This is a genomic window from Frigoribacterium sp. 2355, from assembly GCF_054060695.1.
In genome coordinates, this window is sequence record NZ_JBSSDL010000009.1 from 19056 (window position 1) to 42408 (window position 23353).

Consider the following 23353-nt stretch of genomic DNA (forward strand, 5'->3'; position numbering starts at 1 on the left):
CTGCCCTGGTGGACGGTGATCACCTGCACGCAGGCACGCGGGCGAGACACGATCGTGTCGACGCCGTCCTCGACGACTTCTTCGCGTTGGCCAAGCGCCGCGCCGAGTCCGTGGGCTGGCGCTACGTCGATCTCTGGTCGGTGCTCGAGCGCAACAGCGCCGGGGGCAAGCGCTTCCGGCCCCGCATGGTCTTCACGGCCTACGACGCCCTCGGGGGCACCGACGACGAGGCCGTGGCCCGGGTCGGCGCGGCCTTCGAGCTGCTGCACACGGCCCTGATCGTCCACGACGACGTCATCGACCGCGACTTCTCGAGACGCGGCATCCCCAACGTCTCGGGCAGCTACCGCGACACCGCCACGACGGCGGGCATCCCGACCCCCGCGGCCGAGCACCGGGGCATGTCGGCCGCCGTCATCGCCGGCGACCTCGCCCTGACCGGGGCCAGTCGCATGCTGCTCGGCATCGGCTGCCAGGACCACGTCCGCACGCGCTTGCTCGACCTGCTCGACGAGGCGATCTTCGTCAGCGCGGGCGGAGAGATGGTCGACGTCGAGTTCTCCCTGGCCGCCGAACTGCCGACCGTCGACGAGATCCTCGACATGGAGCGCGCCAAGACGGCCGTCTACTCGTTCGAGGCGCCGCTGCAGGCGGGCGCCGTCCTGGCGGGCGCGGGCGAGGCCGTCGTCACGGCGGTCGGCGACTTCGGCCGCGAGGTCGGGGTCGCGTACCAGGTGGTCGACGATCTGCTCGGGGTCTTCGGCACCGAAGAGGCCACCGGCAAGACCACCCGCGGCGACCTCCGCGAGGGCAAGCGCACGGTGCTCGTCGCCCACGCCGCGACCACCGACGAGTGGTTCACGATCCAGCCGTTCATCGGCAAGGCCGACCTCAGCGAGGCCGAGGCCGAGCACGTCCGGGGTCGCCTCGAGGTCTGCGGCGCCCGCTCCTTCGCCGAGGGGCTCGTCGAGCAGCACGCCCGCCGTGCGCTCGACGTGCTCGACCGGGCCGAGGTGCCCGAGTCGTTGCGCGAGGCGTTGACGCCGGTCGTCCAGGACGTCCTCGAGAGGGTGCGATGACGGGCTTGTCGTTGTACGACTCCGTGGCCGACGCGACCGCGGGAGGCGTGATCCGCCGCTACTCGACGTCGTTCGGACTGGCCTCGCGCCTGCTGGGCGGCGAGGTGCGGCAGCACGTCGAGAACGTGTACGCGCTCGTCCGCGTCGCGGACGAGATCGTCGACGGTCCCGCGACCGAGGCCGGTCTGGGCGCCGACGCGGCGGGCCGGTTGCTCGACGGCTTCGAGGCCGAGACCGAGCGGGCCCTGGTCGAGGGCTTCAGCCCCAACCTGGTCGTGCACGCCTTCGCCCGCACCGCCCGCGCCACCGGGTTCGGTGCCGAGCTCACCGCACCGTTCTTCGCGTCGATGCGGGCCGACCTCAGTGCCCGCGAGCACGACCAGGCGTCGTTCGACGCCTACGTGTACGGCTCGGCCGAGGTCGTCGGCCTGATGTGCCTCAAGGCGTTCCTCCACGGGCACCCCTTCCCCCCGAGCACGGTCGCCGAACTCGAAGAGGGCGCTCGGCGCCTCGGCGCGGCCTTCCAGAAGGTCAACTTCCTGCGTGACCTCGCGGCCGACTTCGAGCAGCTCGGCCGCAGCTACTTCCCCGGAGTCGACGTGACCACGTTCGACGAGCAGACCAAGACGAGACTGGTGCGAGACATCGACGACGACCTCCGCGTGAGCGGCGAGATCATCCCCGTGCTGCCGACGTCCTCGCGTCGGGCGGTGGCACTGGCCCACGGCCTGTTCGCCGAGCTGAACCGGCGTCTCGAGGCGACCCCCGCCTCCTCGCTGGTCCGGGCGCGCGTGCGCGTTCCGAACCCGGTCAAGGTGCGCATCGCCGCGGGCGCCGCCGCCGGTCGCGTCACCCGGCTGCCCGAGGCCCGCGCATGAGCCGCGACACGGTCGACCACGGGGCGACGGGTGCCGGCACCGGGGCGTCCGACGAGTCGCACGGCCTGAGCGTCACCCGCCACGGCCGCCGCGTCGTCGTGATCGGTGGCGGCATCAGCGGCCTGGCCTCGGCTGCGCTGCTCGCCCGCGAGGGCCACGAGGTCACCCTGCTCGAGAAGAACGACGAGGTCGGTGGCCGTGCCGGGTCGTGGAGCCACGAGGGCTTCCGCTTCGACCTCGGCCCGAGCTGGTACCTCATGCCCGAGGTCTTCGACCACTTCTTCCGCCTGATGGGCACGTCGGCCGCCGAGCGCCTCGACCTCGTCGAACTCGACCCGGGCTACCGCGTGCTGTTCGAGCCGACGCCGGACGACCCCGCGGCGAGTGCGCCGATCGACGTCCCGCGCGGCCTCGAAGAGAACGTCGAGCTGTTCGAGCGCGTCGAACCCGGCAGCGGTGAGCGCATGCGCCGGTACCTCCGGTCCGCCCGCGACACCTACGAGATCGCCAAACGGCGGTTCCTCTACACGAGCTTCGGCAGCCTCACGCCGCTGCTGCGCGGAGACGTGCTGGTCCGCCTGCCGAAGCTGGCGCGGCTGCTGCTGACGAGCCTCGACTCGTACGCGTCCCGCACGGTGACCGACCCGCGCCTCCGTCAGATCCTGGGGTACCCCGCGGTCTTCCTCGGCTCGTCGCCGTTCGACACGCCGAGCATGTACCACCTCATGAGCACGCTCGACCTCGACGACGGCGTGCTGTACCCGCAGGGCGGCCTCATCTCGGTGATCGAGGCCATCCGCGACGTGGCCGTCGAGGCCGGGGTGACCGTCGTGACCGGCGCGACCGTGACCCGGATCGTGACGCAGCCGCTCGGGGCCGAGGGCGCAGCCCTGCCGCGCGGCTCGAAGGCGACCGCCGAGGCGACCGGGGTCGACTGGACCGACGCCGAGGGAGCGACGCACCGCGTCGACGCCGACCTCGTCGTGAGCGCAGCCGACCTGCACCACACCGAGACGCAGCTCCTGCCCCACGAGCTGCGCACCTACGACTCGTCGTACTGGGCGAAGAAGAACCCCGGGCCGAGCGCCCTGCTGCTCTACCTGGGCGTCGAGGGCGAGATCCCCGAGCTCGAGCACCACACGCTGCTCTTCGCCCGCGACTGGCACGAGAACTTCGAGCGCATCTTCGGCGCCGACAAGCGCATCCCCGACCCCCCGTCGCTGTACGTCTGCAAGCCGAGCACCGTCGACCCGTCGACCGCGCCCGCCGGGCACACGAACCTCTTCGTCCTGGTGCCGCTGCCCGCCGACCCTGCGCTCGGCTCAGGCGACGTCGACGGTGACGGCGACCCCATGATCGAGCGGCTCGCCGACGGCGTCATCGCCCAGGTCGCCGAGTGGGCGCACGTGCCCGACCTCGCCGAGCGGATCGTGGTGCGGCGCACCCGTGGTCCGCGCGACTTCGTCGACGACGTCAACGCCTGGAGCGGCAGCATGCTCGGCCCCGCGCACACGCTCGCCCAGAGCGCCCTGTTCCGCACCGGCAACGTCTCGACCCGCGTCGACTCGCTGTTCTACGCCGGCGGGTCGGTCCGTCCGGGCATCGGCCTGCCGATGTGCCTGATCAGCGCCGAGGTGCTGCTGAAGAACTTGCGCGGCGACACCAGCACCGAGCCGCTCCCCGAGCCCGCCGTCGGCTGATGGGCTTCGTCTACCTCGCGGCGTTGCTCGTCTCGTTGTTCGGCATGGTGATGCTCGATCGCAGGTTCCGCCTGTTCTTCTGGCGCGACGTGCCCCGGGCGGCGGTGACGCTGCTGGTCGGCGTCGTGTTCTTCCTGGTCTGGGACGTCGTCGGCATCGACCTCGGCATCTTCTTCCGCGGCGAGACCTCGTTCATGACCGGCGTGCTGGTGGCGACCGAGCTGCCGCTCGAAGAGGTCTTCTTCCTGACGCTGCTCTGCTACCTGACGATGAACCTGCTGGCCGCGGCCCGGATGGCTGCGGCGGTCGTGCTCGACCGACGTGACGCGAGCTCCACGCAGGCCGGTCGATCGGTGGACGGCGTGGCGTCGTGACCTACTGGGCCGTCAACGCGGTGTTCCTGTCGATCGTTGCGGTGCTCGGGGTGCTGGCGCTGGTGACCGCAGGCGTGCGTGGCCGAGCCGCGCGCGCCTCCTCGTCCCCGGCCGAGAGGTCGCGGCGGCGGCGCGAGCAACTGCTGGGGGCGGGCCTGGCGACCGGCGTGCTGCTCGTGATGACCGCCGTGTTCGACAACGTCATGATCGGGATCGGGCTGGTCGGCTACGACGCCGCCCGGATCAGCGGGGTCTTCGTCGGCATCGCCCCGCTCGAGGACTTCGCCTACGCGGTCGCGGCACTCGTCCTGCTGCCGTCGGTGTGGGTGCTGCTCGGCGGCCCGAAGACGCCCCGCGCCCCTGCGGCGCCGGCGGCCGGCGGGTCGACCACCTCTTCGACGACCGTCGAGGAGGCGCGCTCGTGAACACGATCAAGGCCCTGTTCGTCTCGTCCCGGCCCCTGAGCTGGATCAACACGGCGTTCCCGTTCGCGGCGGCCTACGTGTTGACCTCGTTGCTCGCGCCGGTGACGACCGGCTACCTCGGGTCGTACCAGCCGCTCTCCCAGGTCGACGTGACGCCGACCGGCACGGAGGCCGTCCTCTTCGCCACGGCGGAGAACGCCCTCGGCCCGGTGAACTGGCTCGTGCTGATCGTCGGCGCACTGTACTTCCTGATCCCCTACAACCTCGCGATGTACGGCATCAACGACGTCTTCGACTACGAGAGCGACCTGCACAACCCGCGCAAGGGCGGCGTCGAGGGTGCGCTGCTCGACCGCAGCCTGCACCGCACGACGTTGCGCGCCGCAGTGGTCACGAACGTGCCCTTCCTGGTGTTCCTCGTGGCGGTCGGCGACCCGCTCAGCTGGCTCGTGCTCGCCGTCAGCGTCTTCGCCGTGATCGCCTACTCGGCTCCCGGCCTGCGCTTCAAGGAGCGCCCCTTCGTCGACTCCATCACCTCGAGCACGCACTTCGTCAGCCCCGCCGTCTACGGTCTCGTGCTGGCCGGGGCGACGTTCACGCCCCAGCTGTGGGCGCTGCTCGGGGCGTTCTTCCTCTGGGGCGTCGCGAGCCACGCGTTCGGAGCCGTGCAGGACGTGCTCGCCGACCGCGAGGGCGGCATCTCGTCGATCGCGACCGAGATCGGCGCCCGGGCGACCGTCCGCCTCTCGGTGGTGGCCTACCTGCTGGCCGGCGTGCTGCTGACCTTCACCGAGTGGCCCGGCCCGTTGGCGGCCCTGCTCACCCTGCCCTACGCGATCAGCTGCGCCCCCTGGTGGAACGTGACCGACGACCGGGCCGAAGAGGTCAACCGCGGGTGGCGACGCTTCCTGGCGCTCAACTTCGTCAGCGGGTTCGTCGTGACGATGCTCATGATCTGGTGGGTGTTCCTGCGGGGCTGACGCCGCGCCTCCTGCGGTCGTCGGCCCTCGCCCCTAGCCCCTCGGCCCTCGGCCCGCGGGCAGGCCGGGCGTTCAGGGGCGCCAGCCGAGGTTGAGTGCCGCCCTGCGCAGGAAGCGCACCGTGGTCGCGTGGGCTCCCGGCTCGGCCCCCCGGACCGTCTCGTCGCGGATGCCCTCGACCACGTCGACGAGCTTGCGGTGCGCGAGGATCCCGCGCTCGGTGAGGGCGAAGCGATCGTCACCGACACCGTCGGTCGTGAGTCTCACCCAGCCGCTCTCGACCAGCTCGGCGAGGTGGTCCGAGCTGGACTCGCCCGTGGCCGGGTCGAGGAAGGGCGCGACGGCTCCGTCGAGTGCTGCGCGGGTCGCCGGGCCGCGCTCCAGCAGGTTGAGCAGCTGCCACTGCCGGCGGGTGACCCCGTGTTCGTCGAGGACCTCCTCGAAGCGCCGGTCGATCAGCCCGTCGACGAGCCTCAGCCAGAAGCCGATCGGGCGCCCCCGGTCGACGGCCAGGTCGTCGTCGACGCTGCCGAGCTCGTCGGGTGCGTGCGTGTCGTCGGTCGGCGGGGTGACCTCGCCTCCGTCTGCGGAACGTCGTCGGTCCATGGTCGGCACCGTACACCGGTCGGACCTCCGTCTCGAGAGTGATCTTCCGATGGATTCACCTGCCGGAAAGACAACGGCAAGGACGCGGCCGTACATTCGAGGCGTGACCACCTCGAGCGCCGTCGCGCCTGCGCCCCTCCCCACGCGCCTCCGCCGGACCTGGTCGCGTGTGCAGGCGCATCCGCGCGGGCTGCTCTACGGCTTCGTCGCCGTTCACGCCGCCGTGTTCCTGGCGCTCACGCCGCTGATGATCGGCGGCGGGGTGAGCGGCGACCTGCCGCTCTACCGCCTGTGGGCGACGGGGGCCCTGAGCGAGGGGGTCTGGCCGGTCCTCGACTTCTCGTGGGTCTACCCGGCCGGGGCGATCGTCCCGATCGTGTTGCCGAACGTCTTCGGCGAACAGCACTACCAGTTCGTCTGGCTGGCCCTGCTGACCGCCCTCAACGCCGTCGCGCTCTGGCTGCTGACCGACCGCGGTCGTCGCACGGTCGACAACCGGGCAGCCTGGTGGTGGCTGTTCGTGACGCTCGTGCTCAGCCCCGTGGCCTTCCTCCGGCTCGAGGGGTTCAGCGCGCCGCTGGTCGTCGCCGCCCTCATGCTGCTGTCCACGCGTCCGCGGGTGGCCGGGCTGCTGCTCGCCGCGGCGACCTGGATCAAGGTCTGGCCCGCCGCCGTCATCGCGGCGGTCGTCGTCGGGTCGCGTCACCGGGCTGTCGTGCTGCGCGGCGGCGTGCTCGTCACCATGGTCGTCGTGTCGTGCGTGTTGCTAGGCCGCGGGGCCGACGACATCACGAGCTTCGTGACGATGCAGTCGGGACGGGCGATGCAGCTCGAGGCGACCCTCTCGACGCCCTGGCTCTGGATGGCCATGCTGCGCGTCCCCGGCGCCTCGGTCTACCAGAACGTCGCCCTCGCCACGCGCGAGGTCATGGGCCCGGGCGACACCTGGATGATCAACGACAGCACGCAGGTCATGCTCGCCGTCCTCGTGCTGCTGGCCGGCGTGCTGGCCGTGGCGACCTTCGGGCTGCCCCGGTGGGCCGAGCCCGGGAGGCGCGGGTCGGCGGGCTCGGCGCGCACCGCGGCCGTCGTCCCCGCTCGCGATCGCGGCGACGAGTTCGGCACGGTGCTGCTCGGCGCCCTCACCCTCACGCTCGCGTTCGTGGTCTTCAACAAGGTGGGGTCGCCGCAGTACCTGCTCTGGATCGTGCCGATCGTGGCCGTGGGCTACGCCTCGCGTCCCGAGGCGTTCCGGACGCCCGCCGTGTTGACCGCCTGGGCCTCGGGGCTCACGACGCTCGTGTTCCCGATCCTCTACCGGCCGCTGATCGAGCTCAACCCGGTCGCCGTGCTCGTCCTGGGCGCCCGCAACGGCCTTCTCGTGGTGCTGTTCTGCTGGTGCGCGGTGCGCCTCGTGCGACTGGCGGTCGCCACGGTGCGCAGCGACGCGCTCGAGGTGGGCGTCCCGCTCGTGGCGGCCCGCGCCTCCTGACCGCGGTGTCGGGGGCGGCTCGTCCCCAGGCCGGCGCCGGGCGGTGTCGTCCCCGGTCGCCCGGTCAATCTGAGCCGTCCACGCCGGGTCGTGCCAGCGTGGAAGGCCTACCTGCCACCACGAGCCAAGGAGCACTCATGAAAGGCAAGATCCTCTTCGTCGCAGGAGCGGCAGTCGGATACGTCCTCGGAGCCCGCGCGGGTCGCGGCGCGTACGTCAAGATCAAGGACCAGGCCGAGAGCCTGTGGGAGAACCCGACCGTCCAGAAGGGCGTCCAGCAGGCCGAGGGCTTCGTGAAGGAGAACGCTCCGGTCGTCGCCAAGAAGGCCCAGGACGTCGCGAACGACGCCGCCCACGCGGTCGGCTCCAAGGCCAAGTCCGTCTCGGGCAAGGGCTCGGGCGCCACCGACAAGGCCGCCAAGGCCACCGAGGCAGCCCACAAGGCCGCCGACAAGGTGGACGAGAAGGCCGACGACGTCAAGAAGCAGACCTCGGGCACCAGCCCCGACGACGACAAGCTGCCGGGGGTGACGGTCGGTGAGTGACCTGAAGGCACCCGAACAGAGCACCAAACGTTCGCTCGGCTCGCTGATCGGCAGCCTGCCCGAGTTGATCTCGCGCCTCATCCGCGGCGAGATCGCGCTGGCCAAGACCGAGCTCGCCACGAAGGCCAAAGAGGCCGGGGTGGGTGTCGGCTTGTTGGTCGGAGCCGCACTGTTCGGCTTCTTCCTGCTCGCCGTGCTCATCACGGCCGGCGTCCTGGGGCTGGCGACGGTCGTCGCCCCCTGGCTCGCGGCGCTCATCGTCGCCGCCGTCCTGCTCGTGATCACGGCCGTCCTGGCCCTGCTCGGCATCAAGGCCCTCAAGAAGGGCGTGCCGCCGACCCCCGAGAAGGCCGTCGCCAGCGTGAAGGCCGACGTCAGCGCGTTGAAGGGGCAGGGCAGCTATGACTCCGAGAAGCACTGACGCAGGAGACCACGAGAAGCACGGCGGGTCGAAGCACGGCACGGGCGACCAGCCCGACCCCCGTGCCGAGCTCGCCGAGGCGCGTGCGGCCGAAGAGCGCGACGACGCCCACGGCAGCACGTCTCCCGACAAGGACGCCGAGAACGCCGCCGGGCCACGCCCCGGCGCGAGCATCCCTGAGATCGAGCTCGACCTCGCCCGTACCCGTGAAGAGTTCGCGGCGACGCTCGACGCCATCGAGGACAAGCTGAGCGTCCCTGCCCACGCCCGTCGGCTGAAGGCGAGCGTCTCACGGCGCCTCGACCGCGACCCGAAGCCCGTCGTGGCGGCCGCGGCGGCCGGCACCATCGGCGTCGTCGCGCTCGTCGCCGGCATCGTCAAGACGATCAGGCGCTGACCCATGGCGCAGAAGAGCACCGAGCGCGAGCAGCAGTCGCCCGACGCGGACGACTCGCGCAAGCCGCAAGACCTGTCGGACGTCTCCAAGCCCTCCTGGGGGTACGTGCTGGGCAAGACCCTGCGCGAGTTCACCCGTGACCAGTGCACCGACCTCGCCGCCGCACTCACGTACTACGCGGTGCTGGCGATCTTCCCGGCGCTGCTGGCGATCGTGTCGCTGCTCGGCGTCGTGGGGCAGGCGGACTCGACGGCCAAGACGCTGCTCGACCTGGTCTCACAGTTCGGGTCGGAGGACGTCGCTGCTCTCCTGCGGGGTCCCGTCGAGCAGCTGACCGAGTCGTCGGCCGCCGGTGTCGCCCTGATCGTCGGTGTGCTCGGTGCCCTCTGGTCGGCCTCCGGCTACGTGGGCGCCTTCGGGCGGGCCATGAACCGCGTCTACGGCATCGACGAAGGGCGTCCGATCTGGAAGCTCCGCCCGACCATGCTCGGCGTCACGGCGTTCACGGTGGTGCTCATCGTGGTCGCCGCCCTCATCCTGGTGATCAGCGGTCCCGTGGCCGAGACGGTCGGCGACCTCGTCGGACTGGGCAGCACCGCGGTGTTCGTCTGGGACATCGCGAAGCTGCCGATCCTCGCCATCATCGCCGTCGTGATCGTGGCGGTGCTCTACTACTGGGCCCCGAACGTCAAGCAGCCCAAGTTCAAGTGGATGAGCCTCGGGTCGCTCGTGGCCCTGGTCATCTGGTTGGTCGCGTCCGTGGGGTTCGCGTTCTACATCGCGAACTTCTCGAACTACAACAAGACGTACGGTTCGCTCGGTGCGGTCATCGTGTTCCTGCTGTGGCTCTGGATCACGAACAACGCCCTGCTCTTCGGGGCCGAGTTCGACGCCGAGCTCGAACGTGGTCGCGAGCTGCAGGCCGGCCTCCGGGCCGAGCGCGACATCCTGCTGCCACCCCGTGACACGGCCCAGAGCGAGAAGAAGGCCACGGCCCTCGCCAAGGACGAGCTCGCCGGCATGCGACTGCGTCAGGCCGCCGCCGCGACCATCGAGCGGAACGGCGACGAGGTGCCCGAGCCGGACGGCGAGGGCGGCTCCGAGGCGTCCGAGTCCGACCGGAAGAAAGACGAGCGCGCCGGGGACGGGCACTCGAAGGGCGATCGTTCGAAAGGCGACCGCGACGACTAGGTGACGTCCCTTGACGACGCGACCCGCGCCTCCTCGGCTCTCATGAGCTCGGGAGGCGCGGGTCGCGTCGTTCGTCAGCCGGTGGGCGAGCCCCGCCCGCACCGGCCGTCGGTCAGAACGAGAAGCCGAGCTCGGCGGGGTAGTCGCCCCGCGCGGTGAGGGTGGTGGCGGCGTCGCGCAGGTGCGAGAGCGTCAGGCCCATCGTGGTGGGCCCGAAGCTGACGCGCGAGACGCCGAGCTCGGCCAGGCGGGCGAGCGGCACGGACGACGGGTTCGAGATGACGCTGACCTTGCCGTCGATCCGGTCGAGGGCGGCCTTCACGAGGTCTTCGGTGCCCAGGCCGAGGACGAAGGCGCAGTCGGCGCCGGCGTCGAGGTAGGCGTTGGCGCGGGTGACGGCGTCGTCGAACGAATCCGGGTCGCCGGCCAGGGCGTCGACCCGGGCGTTGATCACGATGGGCACCCCGGCGCGGTCGCCGGCGCGGCGGGCGGCGGCGATCTTCGAGACCTGGGTGTCGATGTCGTAGAGGGGCGCCTTGGCCTGGCCGATGCTGTCCTCGATGTTGAGGCCGGCGGCGCCCTCCTCGATCAGGCGGAAGACGTTGTCGAGCGTGCCGGCGGCGTCGGTCGCGTACGCCTTCTCGAAGTCGACGGAGACGGGCAGGTCGACCGAGCGGATCACGATGCGGGCGGCGGCCAGCATGTCGTCGACGTCGAGGCCCTCGCCGTCCTCGACGCCGTGCGCCTCGCTGATCGAGTGGGAGGCGGTGGCCAGGGCCTTGACGCCCGGTGCGCCCGCGACGATGCGCGCGGTGATGCTGTCCCAGACGTTCGTCACGATCAGCGGGTCGCCGGGGACGTGGAGGGAGCGGAGGAGTTCGGCCTTCTCGGCCGTGCTGGAGATCGACATGCGCCCAGCCAACCAGCCCGGGCTGGCAGGCACCAGCCCGGGCTCGCCTCGCCGAGCTGCTAGTCGCGCCGCAGGACGAGCTCGCTGAGCGGCAGGCGCTCGCGAGGGGCGGTCTCGCGCTCGGCCAGGGCCTCGATCAGCTTGTCGGCCTCGTCGACGACGCCGACGGCCGTGACCGTCACGGGCTTGAGGTTGTCGGTCAGGCCGAACGCGGCGACGATCTCGTCCCACTCGACGCCGGCCATCTGGTGCGTGTGGAAGCCCTCGGCGTGTGCCTGCACCGTGAGGTGGGCGACGGCCTGGCCGAGGTCGTACTCGGCCCACTGGCGCACCTCGCCCTCGACGGTCGAGGTCTCGGCGACGGCGACGACGAGTGCGGAGGCGTTGCCCGCCCAGGCGGCGTTGAAGCCCATGAGCGCCTTCACGATCGTGTCGAACGTGGCCGTGCCGCGACGGCCGACGACGAAGCGACGCGGCTGCGTGTTCGCGGCCGACGGTGCCCAGCGGGCGGCCTCGAGCAGGGCGTCGAGCTGACGGTCCGAGATCTCGGCGGTCGGGTCGAACGAGCGGGGGCTCCAGCGCTCGTCGAGCAGCGGCACGAGCGGCACGCTCGTCTCGGCGGTGCGGAGGGTGGACGGGGCAGCGGTGGTCTCGGAGATCGACATGACGACGCTTTCTTCTCGGAACGGGACGGGGGAGGCGAGGCGCGTCATCGGGCCCCGACCACGGTAACCCTCGGTGTGGGCCGGTGATTCCCGACCTCAGGAGGCGCGGGTCGCCTCCGCGAGGATCGCCGCCACCCGGCCGGGCACGGTCTCGTCCTGCAGGCTCGTCGTGTCCCCCAGGGGTCGGCCGTCGACGATGTCGGCCAGCAGCCGCCGCATGATCTTGCCCGAGCGCGTCTTGGGGAGGTCGGGCACGACGAACACGGTCGCGGGCTTGGCGATCGGCCCGATCTGGTCGGCCACGTGGGCGCGCAGCGCGGGGGACAGCGACCCCGCGAGCGGAGCCCACACCGACGGCTCGGCGACGTCGCCGGCGTTCCGCACCGCGCCTCCTTCCGGCCGTGTCGACGGCACCACGAACGCCGCGATCGCCTGACCGGTGCGTTCGTCGGCCACGCCGACGACGGCGGCCTCGGCGACGGCCGGGTGCGACACGAGCGACGACTCGATCTCGATGGTCGACAGGCGGTGCCCCGACACGTTGATCACGTCGTCGACCCGGCCGAGCACCCAGATGTCGCCGTCCGCGTCGTACTTCGCGCCGTCGCCCGAGAAGAACCAGCCCTGCCGCCAGTAGGTCGCCCAGTAGCTGTCGCGGTACCGCTCGGGGTCGCCCCAGACCGTGCGGGCGAGCGCCGGCCCGGTCCGCTGCACGACGAGGTAGCCGCCGCTGCCGTTCGGCACGCGCTCGCCGGCGTCGTCGACCACGGCGGTCGAGAGCCCGGGCAGTGCCCGCAGCGACGAGCCGGGCTTGAGGGTGTCGGCACCGGGCAGCGGGGCCATGACGGCGGCCCCCGTCTCGGACTGCCACCACGTGTCGACGATCGGGCACCGGCCCCGGCCGAACTGCTCGTGGAACCAGACCCACGCCTCGGGGTTGATGGCCTCGCCGACCGTGCCGAGCAGGCGCAGCGACGACAGGTCGTAGGTGTCGGGCAGTCCCTCGGGGAACCACGACGACAGGGTCCGCACCAGCGTCGGCGCCGTGTAGTAGGTGGTGACGCCGTAGCGCTCGATGATCTCGAGGTGGCGGGCAGGGTGCGGGGTGTCGGGCGTGCCCTCGTAGATCACCTGCGTCAGGCCGTTCGACAGCGGGCCGTAGATCTCGTAGGTGTGCGCCGTCACCCAGGCGAGGTCGGCCGTGCACCAGTGCACGTCGTCGGGCTTCGCGTCGAAGACGGCCCAGTGGGTCCAGTTCGCCTGCGTCAGGTAGCCGCCGCTCGTGTGCACGAGTCCCTTAGGCTTGCCGGTGGTGCCGCTCGTGTACATGATGAACAGCGGCGTCTCGGCGCCGAAGTACTCGGGCTCGTCGGTGTCGGGTTGCGCGTCGACGACGTCGTGCCACCAGAGGTCGCGCCCCTCGGTCCACGGGACGTCGGGCGTCTGCTCGCCGGTGCGCCGCACGACCAGGACGTGCTCGATCTCGTTGTCGCCGCTGACGGCGTGGTCGGCGTTCGCCTTGACCGGCACCGCGGCCCCTCGACGGAACTGCCCGTCGGTCGTGACCAGCAGCTTGGCCCGGGTGTCCTCGACGCGGAACTTCAACGCCTCGCCCGAGAAGCCGCCGAAGACCAGCGAGTGGATCGCGCCGAGTCGGGCGATGGCGAGCGTCACGACGATCGTCTCGGCGATGACCGGCAGGTAGACGACCACCCGGTCGCCCTTCTCCACGCCGAGCGATCGCAGGCCGTTGGCGGCCTTCACGACCTCGCGCTGCAGTTGTGCGTAGGTGATGTCGCGACGGTCGCCGGGCTCGCCCTCGACGTGCAGGGCGACCTTGTCGCCGAGGCCGGCGTCGACGTGCCGGTCGACGCAGTTGACGGCGACGTTGAGCGTTCCGTCGGCGAACCAGGTCGCCTCGGGCACGGTGAGCGTGCCGTCCGGACCCTCGGTCACGGGCTTCCAGGTGTGCGCGACCGTCCACGGCCTGTGCCAGTCGAGCCGCTGCGACGCCTCGGCCCAGAACGCGACGGGGTCGGCGGCCGCGCGGGCGTGCTCGGCCGAGGTGACGTTGGCCCCCTCGACGAGCGCAGGAGGCGCGGCGAAGGTCCGACGCTCGTCGAGCAGGTTCGAGATGGTGTCGCTGGTGGCCATGCGTCCCACGCTACGGGCGGCACGTCGCTGGAGGGCGTCGCGGGGCAACGCTGCGTAACGCGCGGGGACCGTGGCGGCGGCCGGCGAGACCGGCCGCCCTTGTCGTTCGGGATGCGACGTGAGATATTGGTATGTCACGTGATTCCGACCCGAGAGAGAAGCATGTCCGACTCGACCCCCCACCGCCCTCCGTCCGCTCCCTCGTCGTCGCGTCGGGGCGGTGCTTCCTCGACGGGCGGCGGGTCGGCGGGCTTCCGTCGCGACGTCCAGGGGCTGCGGGCCGTCGCCGTCGTCGCGGTCGTGCTCGAACACGTCTCGGGCTGGCCGCACGGCGGCTTCGTGGGCGTCGACGTCTTCTTCGTGATCTCGGGCTTCCTGATCACCGGGTTGCTGCTCCGGGAGCACGCCCGGACGGGCCGCATCTCGCTGGCCGACTTCTACCGTCGCCGGGTCCGGCGCCTCCTGCCGGCGGCGCTGGTCGTCGTCGTCGCGACCCTGCTCGCCGCGACGGTCCTCCTGCCCGACCGACGCGTGATCGGGCTCGGGGTCGACGCCCTCTACTCCCTCGCCTTCGTGGCCAACTGGCACTTCGCCGCCGTGGGCACCGACTACTTCACCGCCGACGGACCCGTCTCGGCCTTCCAGCACCTCTGGTCGCTCTCGGTCGAAGAGCAGTTCTACGCGTTCTGGCCGCTCCTCGTGATCGTCGTCCTGGGCGCCGGGCTCCGGCGTCCCGGGCGGCCCGCACCCGTCTCCCGCGAGGCGGACACGGGACCTGGCCGGCGGCTCGTGCTCGCGGCGGTGATCACCGTCCTCTGTGCGGCGTCGTTCGTCTGGGCCGTGGTCGACACGGCGGGCGACCCGACGGGCGCCTACTTCTCGACGCTGACCCGGGTCTGGGAACTCGGGCTCGGTGCCCTGGCGGCGCTGGCCGTTCCGCTGACCCGGCGGTTGCCGCGGGCGATCGGCACGACGCTCGGCTGGCTCGGTCTCGTCGGCATCCTGGCGAGCGTCGTGGTCGTCGACGGGCAGACCGCGTTCCCGGGCCCGTGGGCAGCGCTTCCCGTGGTCGCCACCCTGGCGGTCGTCGTGGGCGGCGGCGTGCCCGGGGCCGTCGCACCGGCGCCCCTGGCGAACCGGGTCACCGACTACCTGGGTGCGATCAGCTACTCGCTCTACCTCTGGCACTTCCCGATCGTCGTCATGATCCGCGCGGTCGTGCCCGAGGGCGAGCTGCTGGCCTACCCCCTGTCGCTCGGCTTCGCCGTGGTGGGTCACCACCTCGTCGAGAAGCCCTTCATCTCGTCGCCCCTGCTCGCCCCGCGACGGGGCGAGGGCCGTCGTCGGCTGTGGCGTCGCTGGGCCGACGACCAGGCGCCGTCCGCCGGTCGGGCCGCCCTCGGGGGCCTGGGCATGCTGGCCGTCGTGATGGTGGTGGCCGCGGTGGTCTCGGTCCGGCCCGTGGCGGCGCCGCCCGTGCTCCCGCCCGTCGCAGGGGGCACCGGCCTCGGGGCCTCCGTCGAGGCCGGGGCGTCCGACGGCGGTGCCGACGGCGACGGCTCCTCCGGTCCGGTCGGTCCGGCCGAGGGGGCGATGGCCGAGTCGGTCCGGGCCGCGCTGGCGGCGACCTCGTGGCCGACGTTGACCCCCGACCCGGGCGACACCATGCCGTTCGGGGCGAACAACGACTGCGGTCGCGTCGATCTGCCCCTGCCGCGCGCCGAGTGCACCTTCGGCACCGGCGACAAGACGGTCGTCCTCGTGGGCGACTCGACGGCCGCCGCCGAGCTGGACGCCGTGGTCGAGATCGTCGAACCGGACGACAGCGGGTGGCGCCTGGTCGCGCTGCCCCTGTTCGGCTGCCCTTTCGTCGATCTCGCCGTCGCCCAGAATTCCGACCCCGAGAGCTGTACCACCCACCAGGCCGACGCCGTCCGGACGATCGTCGAGACGGCACCCGACCTGCTCGTCGTCACGAACTCCTTCGTCCCGTTCGAACACGCCGACACCGGCGCACCCGTCACGCCGCGCGAGTACGCCGAGGCACTGCAGCGCCAGCTCGAGTCGGTCGGCGGCGCGGCGACGCGCACCGTGTTCGTCACGCCCCCGCCGGCACACCGATCGCTCGACGACTGCTACCGCCCGGGCGGCTCGCCCGTCGACTGCATCTCGTCCGTGTCGGCGGATCACGCCGCCAACCTCGTCGAGACGCAGAAGACGATGAGCGCCCTGGGCGGTTCCCTCGTCGACACGTCGCGGTTCCTCTGCGTCGACGGGCTCTGCCCCGCCTTCGTCGACGACGTGCCCGTCAAGCGGGACTTCACCCACTACACGGGGGCGTTCGACGCCAAGCTCGCCCCCGTGCTGCGCGAACTCGTCTTCGAAGTCGAAGTCGAAGTCGAAGTCGAAGTCGAGGCCGAGGCCGAGGCCGAGGCCGAGGGCGACCCGGCCGCCTGACGCCCGGACGAGCACGGGCCGCCGGGCCGCCGGGCCGCCGGGCCGGCGGGCCGACGGGCCGACGGGCGGCCGGGTCGGCGAGTCCCTCGAACGGGAGGCGGGATCGTGACCCCGTCGTGACCGGTCGCCGCCTATCGTTGCCAGGTGACCCACAGCCCTCGACGCCGTCCTGCTCGTCGATCGACCCGTGCCGTGGGTGGGGCAGCGCTCGCCGCGGTCCTCGTGTTCGCCCCGGTCACGGCCGTCGCCGCGGACGCCCCGGCGACCGCCGCCTCGTCACCGGTCCCGAGCGCCTCCTCGTCACCGGCCCCGACCGCCTCCTCGTCACCTGCCCCCGCGGCCGACGTGCCCGAGCTGTCCGCGCCCGCCTCGAGCGCGACGCCTGCCGCAGCCCCTGCCGCAGCCCCCGCCGCGGCTGCCGTCGATGCGATGAACTACGTCGTCAACGCGGTGCCGGGCGCCGTCACGACCGAGGCGGCCTCGGCCGCGGTGGTCGCCGCGGGCGGTACCGTCCTCGCCCGGTGGGACGAGATCGGGGTGGTGACCGCTCGGTCGACCGCCGCCGGTTTCGTCGACCGGGTCCGCGCCTCCTCGTCCGTCGAGTCGGCCGGTCCGACCCGGACGGCCGCCGTCCGTGCGACGCCCGACGCCGACGCGGGTGGCGTCGCCGAGTCCGCTGCCGTCCCGTCGACGGGAGTGCAGGCGACCGGTCTGGCCGAGCGGGTCGCCGACGTCGCCGATCCCGGCGAGGAGCGTCGGTGGAACGACCAGGCCGTCCACGCCGCCGAGGCGCGCGCGGTGCAGCCCGGGAGCCCCGACGTGCTGGTCGGCGTGCTCGACAGCGGCGTCGACGCCACCCACCCCGACCTCGTCTCGCAGGTCGACCCGGCCGCCTCCGTGGGCTGCAGCGTGGACGGCGTCGCCCACACCGACCCCGCCGCCTGGGCGCCGTCGTCCGACGCCGCGACGAGCACTCGCGAGCACGGCACGCACGTGGCGGGCATCATCGCCGCGGCCGACGACGGCCGGGGTGTCGTCGGGGTCGCGCCGGGCGTGCGGTTGGCCAGCGTCAAGGTCGTCGACGCGGACGGCTTCATCTACCCCGAGTACGCGATCTGCGGCTACATGTGGGCGGCGCAGCAGCAGATGGACGTGACGAACGCGAGCTTCTTCGTCGACCCGTGGGCCGCCTGGTGCTCGGCCGACCCCGACCAGGCCCCGGCCCTCGACGCGGTCGCACGGGCGGTCGCCTGGTCCCAGCACGAGGGCGTCCTCGACGTGGCGGCCGCCGGCAACGCCACGGTCGGTGCCGTCGCCGTCGACCTCGCCCACAAGACCGCCGACTCGCTCAGCCCGAACGACTCGACCCCGCAGCCGGGGCGCGACGTCTCGCAGGGGTGCTCGCAGCTGCCCGCCGAGGTCGACGGCGTCGTCACCGTCTCGTCGGCCCAGCAGGGCGGTGGCGGCTCGATCGAGAAGTCCCGGTTCTCGAACTACGGTGCGGGCGTCGTGGATCTGACGGCCCCCGGGGCCGCCGTGCTCAGCACGGTCCCCGGTGGCGGGTTCGCCGCCCTCAGCGGGACCTCGATGGCGGCTCCGCACGTCGCCGGGGTCGCGGCCCTGCTGGCGAGCGTGCACCCGGGCGCGACCCCGGCCGAACTGCGGGACCTGCTCGCCCGGCAGGCCGGCGGTGAGACCCCCTCCGAGTACTTCGGGGCCGGCATGGTCGACGCCTTCGCGGCCGTGACCGAAGACCGGGGACGCGGGGCGGTCGCCGTCGCCCCCGACGGCGTGCTGCAGGCGGGCGCGGCGGCCACCCTGCGGGGCGCCGGCTTCGTGCCCGGTGAGACGGTCCGGGCCGAGGGCGACGCGTTCGACGAGTCGACGTCGAGCGTCGCCGACCAGCGCGGCCGGGTCCAGCTGCCCGTCCGGCTCTCGCCCGGCACCCCGACGGGTCCCCTGTCGTTCTCCGTGGTCGGGTCGTCGGGCTCGAGCGCGGTCGTCGACGTCGAGGTGCAGGAGGCGCTGGCCGGCCCGGTCGTCACCTCACCGGCCGACGGCGACCGTCTGCCCTCGGGGCAGGCCGTGGTCGTCGAGGGCACCTCGATCGACTCCGCCCGCGTCACCGTCACCGTCGAGCCCGCCGGGAGCCCGCCCGCCGGGGACCTGCCCGCCGGGGACCTGCCCGCGACGGCCCGGGCCTTGGCGGCCGCTCCCGCCGCTGCCGAGTCCTCGACGGTCCGTGCCGAGCAGGACGGCACGTTCCGCGCGACGTTCGCCGGCCTCGCCGCCGGTGCCTGGCAGGTCTCGGCCGTCACCTGGACCGTGGACGACGTCGTCTCGGCGACCGGTGCCGCCGTCCTCTTCGCCGTCGACCCGGTCCCGGCTCCCGTGCCGGGTGACGAGGCCGGGGTCCCGGCCGAGCCCGGGGCCGCACCGGCTGACCCGGGGCCGGGGTCGGCGTCGCCCTTGCCGGGCTCCTCGCCGGGCGAGACCGTCGTCCCGGCGGGTGCCTCGGGGCGCCCGCTCGCCGCCGACCCGGCCCGCGCCTCCTCGGCCGCTCTCGCGTGGACCGGTTCAGAGCCGGGGCCCGTGGCCCTCGCCGCCCTGTTGATCGTCGCGGTCGGCGTCATCGGCGTCGGCGTCGGGCGGCGTCGTCGCGTCGACGAGACCCGCTAGCGGCGGCCCGCCTGCTCGTCAGTCCAGCACGGGTCGTCGCACGAGGGAGGCCGGCCGACGGCTCGTGAGTGCACTGCCGGCGGCGACGACGAGGGGAAGCCCGACGGCCACGACGGCGAGCACCCACCACGGTGGGGCGAACGGCAGGTCCGAGGCCCAGACCATGGCCCCCGTCGGCACCAGCCCCAGGATCGTGCCCAGCACGGCACCCGTGCCGACGACCACCACGCCCTGCCAGAACGACATGGCGCGTCGCTGGGCGTCCGTGCCTCCGACGGCCTGCATGGTCACCTGGTCGCTCAGCCCCTCGGCGCGGGCGAGCCCCAGGGCGACCGCTGCCGCCGCGGCGCAGACGAGGGTCGTCGCGAGGAGTGCCAGGACGAGGGCCAGGTCGAGGCCCCGATTGACGGGACTCGTCTCGACCGTCGCCCGGCCGTCGGTGGCGGCGGTGACCGCGGCCCGGAGGCCGGCGGCCTCGTCCTCGGTCGGTTGCCGGTCGGTGGCCATCACGACGGCACGCTGGGTCAACTCGAAGCCCAGCCGCTCGGCGGTCCCGGGGCTCATCAGGACGGCCCCGGTGCTGAGCGTCGTCGGACGCTGGACGACGGCCGGGAGCGACACGGACGTCGAGGGGGTGGCCGAGGCGTCGAAGCCGTCCTCGACCTCGGCCGGGGTGGCGAGACCGATGGTGGCTTCGCCGTCGACGACGAGCGACGGGTCGAAGGCGATGACGCCGCCCGACTCGAACGCGGCGCGGGCGGCCGTGGACGGAGCGGCCCCCAGGGTCACGGCGAGGCCGTCCTCGTCGGTCACGATGATGTTGTCCTGTGACGTGAACGAGCCGAGCGGGTAGTCGCAGGCCGGGTCGGCATCGGTGATCCGCTGCGCCTCACGGGACGACAGGCCCTCGAGGCGCCCCGTCGACGAGTCGCAACGGTCGGGGACGGTCAGCACGGCCCACGGCGTGACCGCGTCGACGGCGACCGGGGCGCCGTTCGAGTCGTAACCGCTGGGGACCGGGGTCTGCCACACGGCACGGTCGCTCACCGGGAGGCCGCGCGCGACGGCGGCGCCGGCCGCGGAGTCGAGCCCGGCCGCCTCGGGGGAGCCGCCCGGCACGCGGAGGTCGGACGCCTGGTCGTACGAGATCGCCACGGTGCCCGCCGGGTAGGGGCGGTAGAAGGAGTCCTCGGACTGTCGTGCGGCCGCGGTCGACATCGAGACGCCGAACACCGCGACGAACACCGCCGTGGTGACGGCCGCCACGGCGGGAGCCGTGCGGGCGACGCCGTGGGAGGCGTCGCGCAGCGCGAGCCGCAACGGCACGGGTGCGAGCGTGGACGCGCGCCCGAGCCGACGGACGAGCGCCGGCACGAGCAGCAGGACGCCGACCAGGGCGGCCACGGCGGAGACCGCGAGGCCGACGAACGCCGCCCACCACCAGCGTGAGCCGACCGGGACCGAGGTGGCGTACGAGACCCATCCCGCCCCGAAGCAGGCGAGGACGCCGCCGACGACGAGGACGCCGGCGAGCACCGCGGATCGTCGGCCGCGGCCGCGGTCCGACGCGGCGTCCACCGCCCCCGAGGCCGTCCCGCCGCGCAGCGAGTCCATCACGTCGACCCGGGCGGCACGGCGCGCGGGCACCACGGCCGCGATCCACGACACGGCGACGGCGAAGAGTCCGATGCCCGCGACCACGACGCCGGGGACGTGGACGCCCCAGAAGGCGAACGGGCCCACGTCGACGCCGGCTCGACGGGCGAGGGCCACGACGCCGATGCCGAGGTCGACTCCCACGGCGAGACCGGTGACCGCGGCGACGACGCCGACCCACACCCCCTGCCGCGTCACGATCCGGGTCAGCGTGCGCTGGTCGGCCCCGATCGCGGCGAGCACGGCCAGCGTGCGGCGTTGCCGACGGGCCCCGACCCCGAAGGCCGCCCCCGCGAGCAGGGCGACCTCGGCGCCGGCGAACACGGCGAAGACCACGCCGAGGGCGGCGTAGGTGCCCGTGCTGCCGTAACCCGCCTCGCTCTCGAGCCCGGGGGTGCCCTCGGGCGGAGGGTCGGCGACGACCGCCGCCGACCAGACGACGAATCCCGCGCGCCCCAACTCGCGCACCTCGCCCCAGTCGACGGCGTCCCCCACGAGGTACTGCTCGCACGACGTCGATGACGCCGAGGCCGTCGACGACGGATCGGGCAGGCCCGCCGCCAGGTCGTCGCGGGCGAACACCTGCCGGTCGTCCGTGCCGCCGCCGACCTCGGACATGATGCCGACGACCGTGACCTCGAGGTCGCGCGGGCCGTCGGCGCCGGGGACGCGGTGCACGGTCGTGGTCGATCCCGTCCCGATCCCGTCGTCGCGGGCGAGGGCGGGCGTGACGAGCACCTCGTCGCCCCGCTCGGCGGCGCGCCCCCGCTCGAGCACGTAGCGGCCCTCGAAGGCCGGGTCGGTCACCGGTCCGATCACGACGCCGGCAGGGGACGTGCCGACCCGGGTCCAGAGGGTGCGCAGGGTGAGCGTCCGCTCGACCCCGGGCACGACGTCGGCCGGCTCGCGGTAGGTCACCTCGTCGCCCGACCACTGGTTCAGCCCCCTGACGGACTGCCGGGTCTCGTAGCCGGTCCAGTGCACCCGGGCGGCCGTCTGGCCCAGCGTCGAGGTGATCTCCTGCCGGGTCGTGGGCATCGCGCTCGCGACGAGCACCGCCGCCCCCGAGGCGCCGGCCACGGGCAGCGCGATCAGCAGCACGACCATCACGTACTCGCGCAGGCGCCTGAGCACCTGTCGACGCGCGACGAGACCGCCGGCCGTCACCGCGCCTCCGGGGTCAGCAGCGACTCGGGCCCCCGCGGCGCGGACTCGTCGACGAGTCGCCCGTCGCGGAGGAACACGATCCGGTCGGCCCAGGCGGCGTGACGGGCGTCGTGCGTGACGAGCAGGCCCGCGGCACCCGCGTCGACCCGATCGCGCAACAGTCCCATGACCTCGTCGCCCGTGCTGCTGTCGAGCGCTCCGGTCGGCTCGTCGGCGAGCACCAGGCGACGGCTGCCGACGAGGGCGCGGGCGATCGCGACGCGCTGCTGCTCGCCGCCCGAGAGCTCGGCAGGGAAGGCCCGTCCTCGACCGGCCAGGCCCAGGGTGGCCAGCGCGTCGTCGGCGGCACGCCGGGCGGCACGGGTGCCGATGCCGTCGAGTTCGAGCGGCAGGGCGACGTTCTCGGCCGCGGTCAACGTCGAGACGAGGTTGAACTGCTGGAACACGAAGCCGACCGACCGTCGTCGCACCCGCGCGACCTCCGCCGCGCTCAGGTCGGCGAGCCAGGTGCCGTCGACCTGCACGTGCCCGGCGGTCGGCGTCGTCAGGCCGCCCGCGATCGCGAGCAGGGTCGACTTGCCCGAGCCGGACGCGCCCATGACGGCGACCAGCTCGCCCTCGAGGACGGTCAGGCTCACGCCGTCGAGGGCGGTGCGGGCGAGGTCGCCCGTTCCGTGTTCGTGCCCCACCGCGAGCAGGGTCAGCACCTCGGCGCGCTCCGTCACGACCGACCTCGTGCGGCCCGCGCCGGCCCCGGCGTCCGGGCAGGGGACCCGGGCCCGCCCGTCGTCGGGGCCACGGCCTCGACCGCCCACTGCCGTTCGGCGAGCGACGCCCGGCGCAGGCTCGACTCGACGTGGTCGAGCCAGCGCACCTCGGCCTCGGCCGCGAAGATCATCGAGTCGACGACGAGGCGCCAGGCGAACTCGCCCGGCGCCTCCGGGTCGCCCCCGGCGTGCTTGGTGCGGGTGAGTCGCTGCAGCTTCGCCAAGGAGGCGCGGCGCTGCGTCTGCACGAGCGTCGCCACGTCCACCCCCGGCAGGGTCGCGGCGAGGGCGAACTTGAGCGGCAGCTCGTCACGGGTGGCGTCGGGGGTGTCGACGGCCGTTCCGAGCCAGTGGGCGACCTCGGCCCGTCCGGCGGCCGTGATGCGCCAGAGTCGCTGGTGTTCTCCGGCGGCCTGCCCGTTGCCCGCCGCCGAGGCCTCGGCTGCGGGCGACCCGTCGGACCCGGGCGATCCGTCGGCCTCCGGCGACGTGTCGCGGGGCGAGGGCTCGTCACGCTCGACGAGGCCGTCGCGGTCGAGCCGGTCGAGGGTGGAGTACACCTGGCCGACGTTGAGCGGCCAGGTGGACCCGGTGCGTCGGTCGAACTCGCTGCGCAGCTGGTAGCCGTACCCCGGGCCCTGGTCGAGGATCGCCAGCAGGCCCAGTCGCACGGTCACGGGGCCGCCTCGCCGTCCGGTCGTGCCGTCACGTGGCCTCCTGTGGTCGAGTCGCGGCGTCGTCTCGTGGCGCCCGTGCATACCGAGTATGCCCCGCATCGTCGACTCCGACAAACGGCACCCGCGACGTCCG

General features: G+C 73.2%; 20 protein-coding genes. 13 read left to right on the forward strand and 7 right to left on the reverse strand.

The window, feature by feature from the left end; genetic code table 11:
- Positions 1 to 8: 8 nt before the first annotated feature.
- Genes ACVJ1F_RS11380 through ACVJ1F_RS11405 form a run of 6 tightly spaced genes read left to right on the forward strand, consistent with a single transcriptional unit; the run spans position 9 to position 5436 of the window.
- Positions 9 to 1079: a polyprenyl synthetase family protein gene (locus ACVJ1F_RS11380; RefSeq protein WP_233568416.1), complete on the forward strand. Its 1071-nt coding sequence runs from the start codon at positions 9 to 11 to the stop codon at positions 1077 to 1079.
- The gene (locus ACVJ1F_RS11385) at positions 1076 to 1957 is read left to right on the forward strand and encodes a phytoene/squalene synthase family protein (RefSeq protein ID WP_056049749.1); all 882 of its coding nucleotides are present in this window, start codon (positions 1076 to 1078) and stop codon (positions 1955 to 1957) included. Before ACVJ1F_RS11380 ends, ACVJ1F_RS11385 begins: the two co-directional genes overlap by 4 nt.
- Positions 1954 to 3657: a phytoene desaturase family protein gene (gene crtI / locus ACVJ1F_RS11390; RefSeq protein ID WP_456886292.1), complete on the forward strand. Its 1704-nt coding sequence runs from the start codon at positions 1954 to 1956 to the stop codon at positions 3655 to 3657. The genes ACVJ1F_RS11385 and crtI overlap by 4 nt, the downstream gene beginning before the upstream one ends.
- Entirely contained in the window at positions 3657 to 4031 is a 375-nt protein-coding gene (locus ACVJ1F_RS11395; protein ID WP_200412632.1) for a lycopene cyclase domain-containing protein, read from the forward strand. The genes crtI and ACVJ1F_RS11395 overlap by 1 nt, the downstream gene beginning before the upstream one ends.
- Positions 4028 to 4456, forward strand: a complete 429-nt coding sequence (locus tag ACVJ1F_RS11400; protein ID WP_456886294.1) for a lycopene cyclase domain-containing protein — start codon at positions 4028 to 4030, stop codon at positions 4454 to 4456. Before ACVJ1F_RS11395 ends, ACVJ1F_RS11400 begins: the two co-directional genes overlap by 4 nt.
- Positions 4453 to 5436, forward strand: a complete 984-nt coding sequence (locus ACVJ1F_RS11405; RefSeq protein ID WP_456886295.1) for a prenyltransferase — start codon at positions 4453 to 4455, stop codon at positions 5434 to 5436. The genes ACVJ1F_RS11400 and ACVJ1F_RS11405 overlap by 4 nt, the downstream gene beginning before the upstream one ends.
- A 72-nt stretch (positions 5437 to 5508) precedes the next feature.
- Here ACVJ1F_RS11405 and ACVJ1F_RS11410 read toward each other — a convergent pair whose 3' ends face one another.
- A complete protein-coding gene (locus ACVJ1F_RS11410) occupies positions 5509 to 6042 on the reverse strand; it encodes a MarR family winged helix-turn-helix transcriptional regulator (RefSeq protein WP_456886297.1) in 534 nt (177 codons plus the stop codon).
- A gap of 103 nt (positions 6043 to 6145) precedes the next feature.
- On the opposite strand from ACVJ1F_RS11410, the gene ACVJ1F_RS11415 reads away from it, so the two are divergent.
- The 5 genes from ACVJ1F_RS11415 to ACVJ1F_RS11435 all read left to right on the forward strand — a co-directional run bounded on the left by ACVJ1F_RS11415 (position 6146) and on the right by ACVJ1F_RS11435 (position 10088).
- Positions 6146 to 7534: a glycosyltransferase 87 family protein gene (locus ACVJ1F_RS11415; protein ID WP_456886299.1), complete on the forward strand. Its 1389-nt coding sequence runs from the start codon at positions 6146 to 6148 to the stop codon at positions 7532 to 7534.
- Between the two features lie 137 nt (positions 7535 to 7671).
- Complete coding sequence (locus ACVJ1F_RS11420; protein ID WP_456886301.1) at positions 7672 to 8079, forward strand: YtxH domain-containing protein; 408 nt, start codon at positions 7672 to 7674, stop codon at positions 8077 to 8079.
- Entirely contained in the window at positions 8072 to 8500 is a 429-nt protein-coding gene (locus ACVJ1F_RS11425) for a phage holin family protein (RefSeq protein WP_056049738.1), read from the forward strand. The genes ACVJ1F_RS11420 and ACVJ1F_RS11425 overlap by 8 nt, the downstream gene beginning before the upstream one ends.
- The gene (locus ACVJ1F_RS11430; RefSeq protein ID WP_456886303.1) at positions 8481 to 8897 is read left to right on the forward strand and encodes a DUF3618 domain-containing protein; all 417 of its coding nucleotides are present in this window, start codon (positions 8481 to 8483) and stop codon (positions 8895 to 8897) included. Before ACVJ1F_RS11425 ends, ACVJ1F_RS11430 begins: the two co-directional genes overlap by 20 nt.
- Before the next feature lie 3 nt (positions 8898 to 8900).
- Entirely contained in the window at positions 8901 to 10088 is a 1188-nt protein-coding gene (locus tag ACVJ1F_RS11435) for a YihY/virulence factor BrkB family protein (RefSeq protein WP_456886305.1), read from the forward strand.
- 112 nt (positions 10089 to 10200) lie between these two features.
- Here the strand turns inward: ACVJ1F_RS11435 and ACVJ1F_RS11440 are convergent, their stop codons facing one another.
- The 3 genes from ACVJ1F_RS11440 to acs all read right to left on the reverse strand — a co-directional run bounded on the left by ACVJ1F_RS11440 (position 10201) and on the right by acs (position 13817).
- Complete coding sequence (locus tag ACVJ1F_RS11440) at positions 10201 to 10998, reverse strand: isocitrate lyase/PEP mutase family protein (protein WP_056049731.1); 798 nt, start codon at positions 10996 to 10998, stop codon at positions 10201 to 10203.
- Positions 10999 to 11057: 59 nt separating this feature from the next.
- Positions 11058 to 11663 (reverse strand): nitroreductase family protein, encoded by a 606-nt coding sequence (locus ACVJ1F_RS11445; RefSeq protein ID WP_123571164.1) that lies wholly within the window; start codon positions 11661 to 11663, stop codon positions 11058 to 11060.
- 96 nt (positions 11664 to 11759) lie between these two features.
- Positions 11760 to 13817: an acetate--CoA ligase gene (gene acs, locus ACVJ1F_RS11450; protein WP_456886307.1), complete on the reverse strand. Its 2058-nt coding sequence runs from the start codon at positions 13815 to 13817 to the stop codon at positions 11760 to 11762.
- Between the two features lie 162 nt (positions 13818 to 13979).
- On the opposite strand from acs, the gene ACVJ1F_RS11455 reads away from it, so the two are divergent.
- Together ACVJ1F_RS11455 and ACVJ1F_RS11460 are read left to right on the forward strand one after the other, a co-directional pair.
- Entirely contained in the window at positions 13980 to 16274 is a 2295-nt protein-coding gene (locus ACVJ1F_RS11455; RefSeq protein WP_456886308.1) for an acyltransferase family protein, read from the forward strand.
- Between the two features lie 144 nt (positions 16275 to 16418).
- Complete coding sequence (locus ACVJ1F_RS11460) at positions 16419 to 18953, forward strand: S8 family serine peptidase (protein WP_456886310.1); 2535 nt, start codon at positions 16419 to 16421, stop codon at positions 18951 to 18953.
- Between the two features lie 18 nt (positions 18954 to 18971).
- Here ACVJ1F_RS11460 and ACVJ1F_RS11465 read toward each other — a convergent pair whose 3' ends face one another.
- Genes ACVJ1F_RS11465 through ACVJ1F_RS11475 form a run of 3 tightly spaced genes read right to left on the reverse strand, consistent with a single transcriptional unit; the run spans position 18972 to position 23220 of the window.
- Positions 18972 to 21776: an FtsX-like permease family protein gene (locus ACVJ1F_RS11465; protein ID WP_456886312.1), complete on the reverse strand. Its 2805-nt coding sequence runs from the start codon at positions 21774 to 21776 to the stop codon at positions 18972 to 18974.
- The gene (locus tag ACVJ1F_RS11470) at positions 21773 to 22501 is read right to left on the reverse strand and encodes an ABC transporter ATP-binding protein (protein WP_456886314.1); all 729 of its coding nucleotides are present in this window, start codon (positions 22499 to 22501) and stop codon (positions 21773 to 21775) included. The genes ACVJ1F_RS11465 and ACVJ1F_RS11470 overlap by 4 nt, the downstream gene beginning before the upstream one ends.
- Positions 22498 to 23220: a PadR family transcriptional regulator gene (locus tag ACVJ1F_RS11475; protein ID WP_456886316.1), complete on the reverse strand. Its 723-nt coding sequence runs from the start codon at positions 23218 to 23220 to the stop codon at positions 22498 to 22500. Before ACVJ1F_RS11475 ends, ACVJ1F_RS11470 begins: the two co-directional genes overlap by 4 nt.
- Positions 23221 to 23353: the final 133 nt, after the last annotated feature.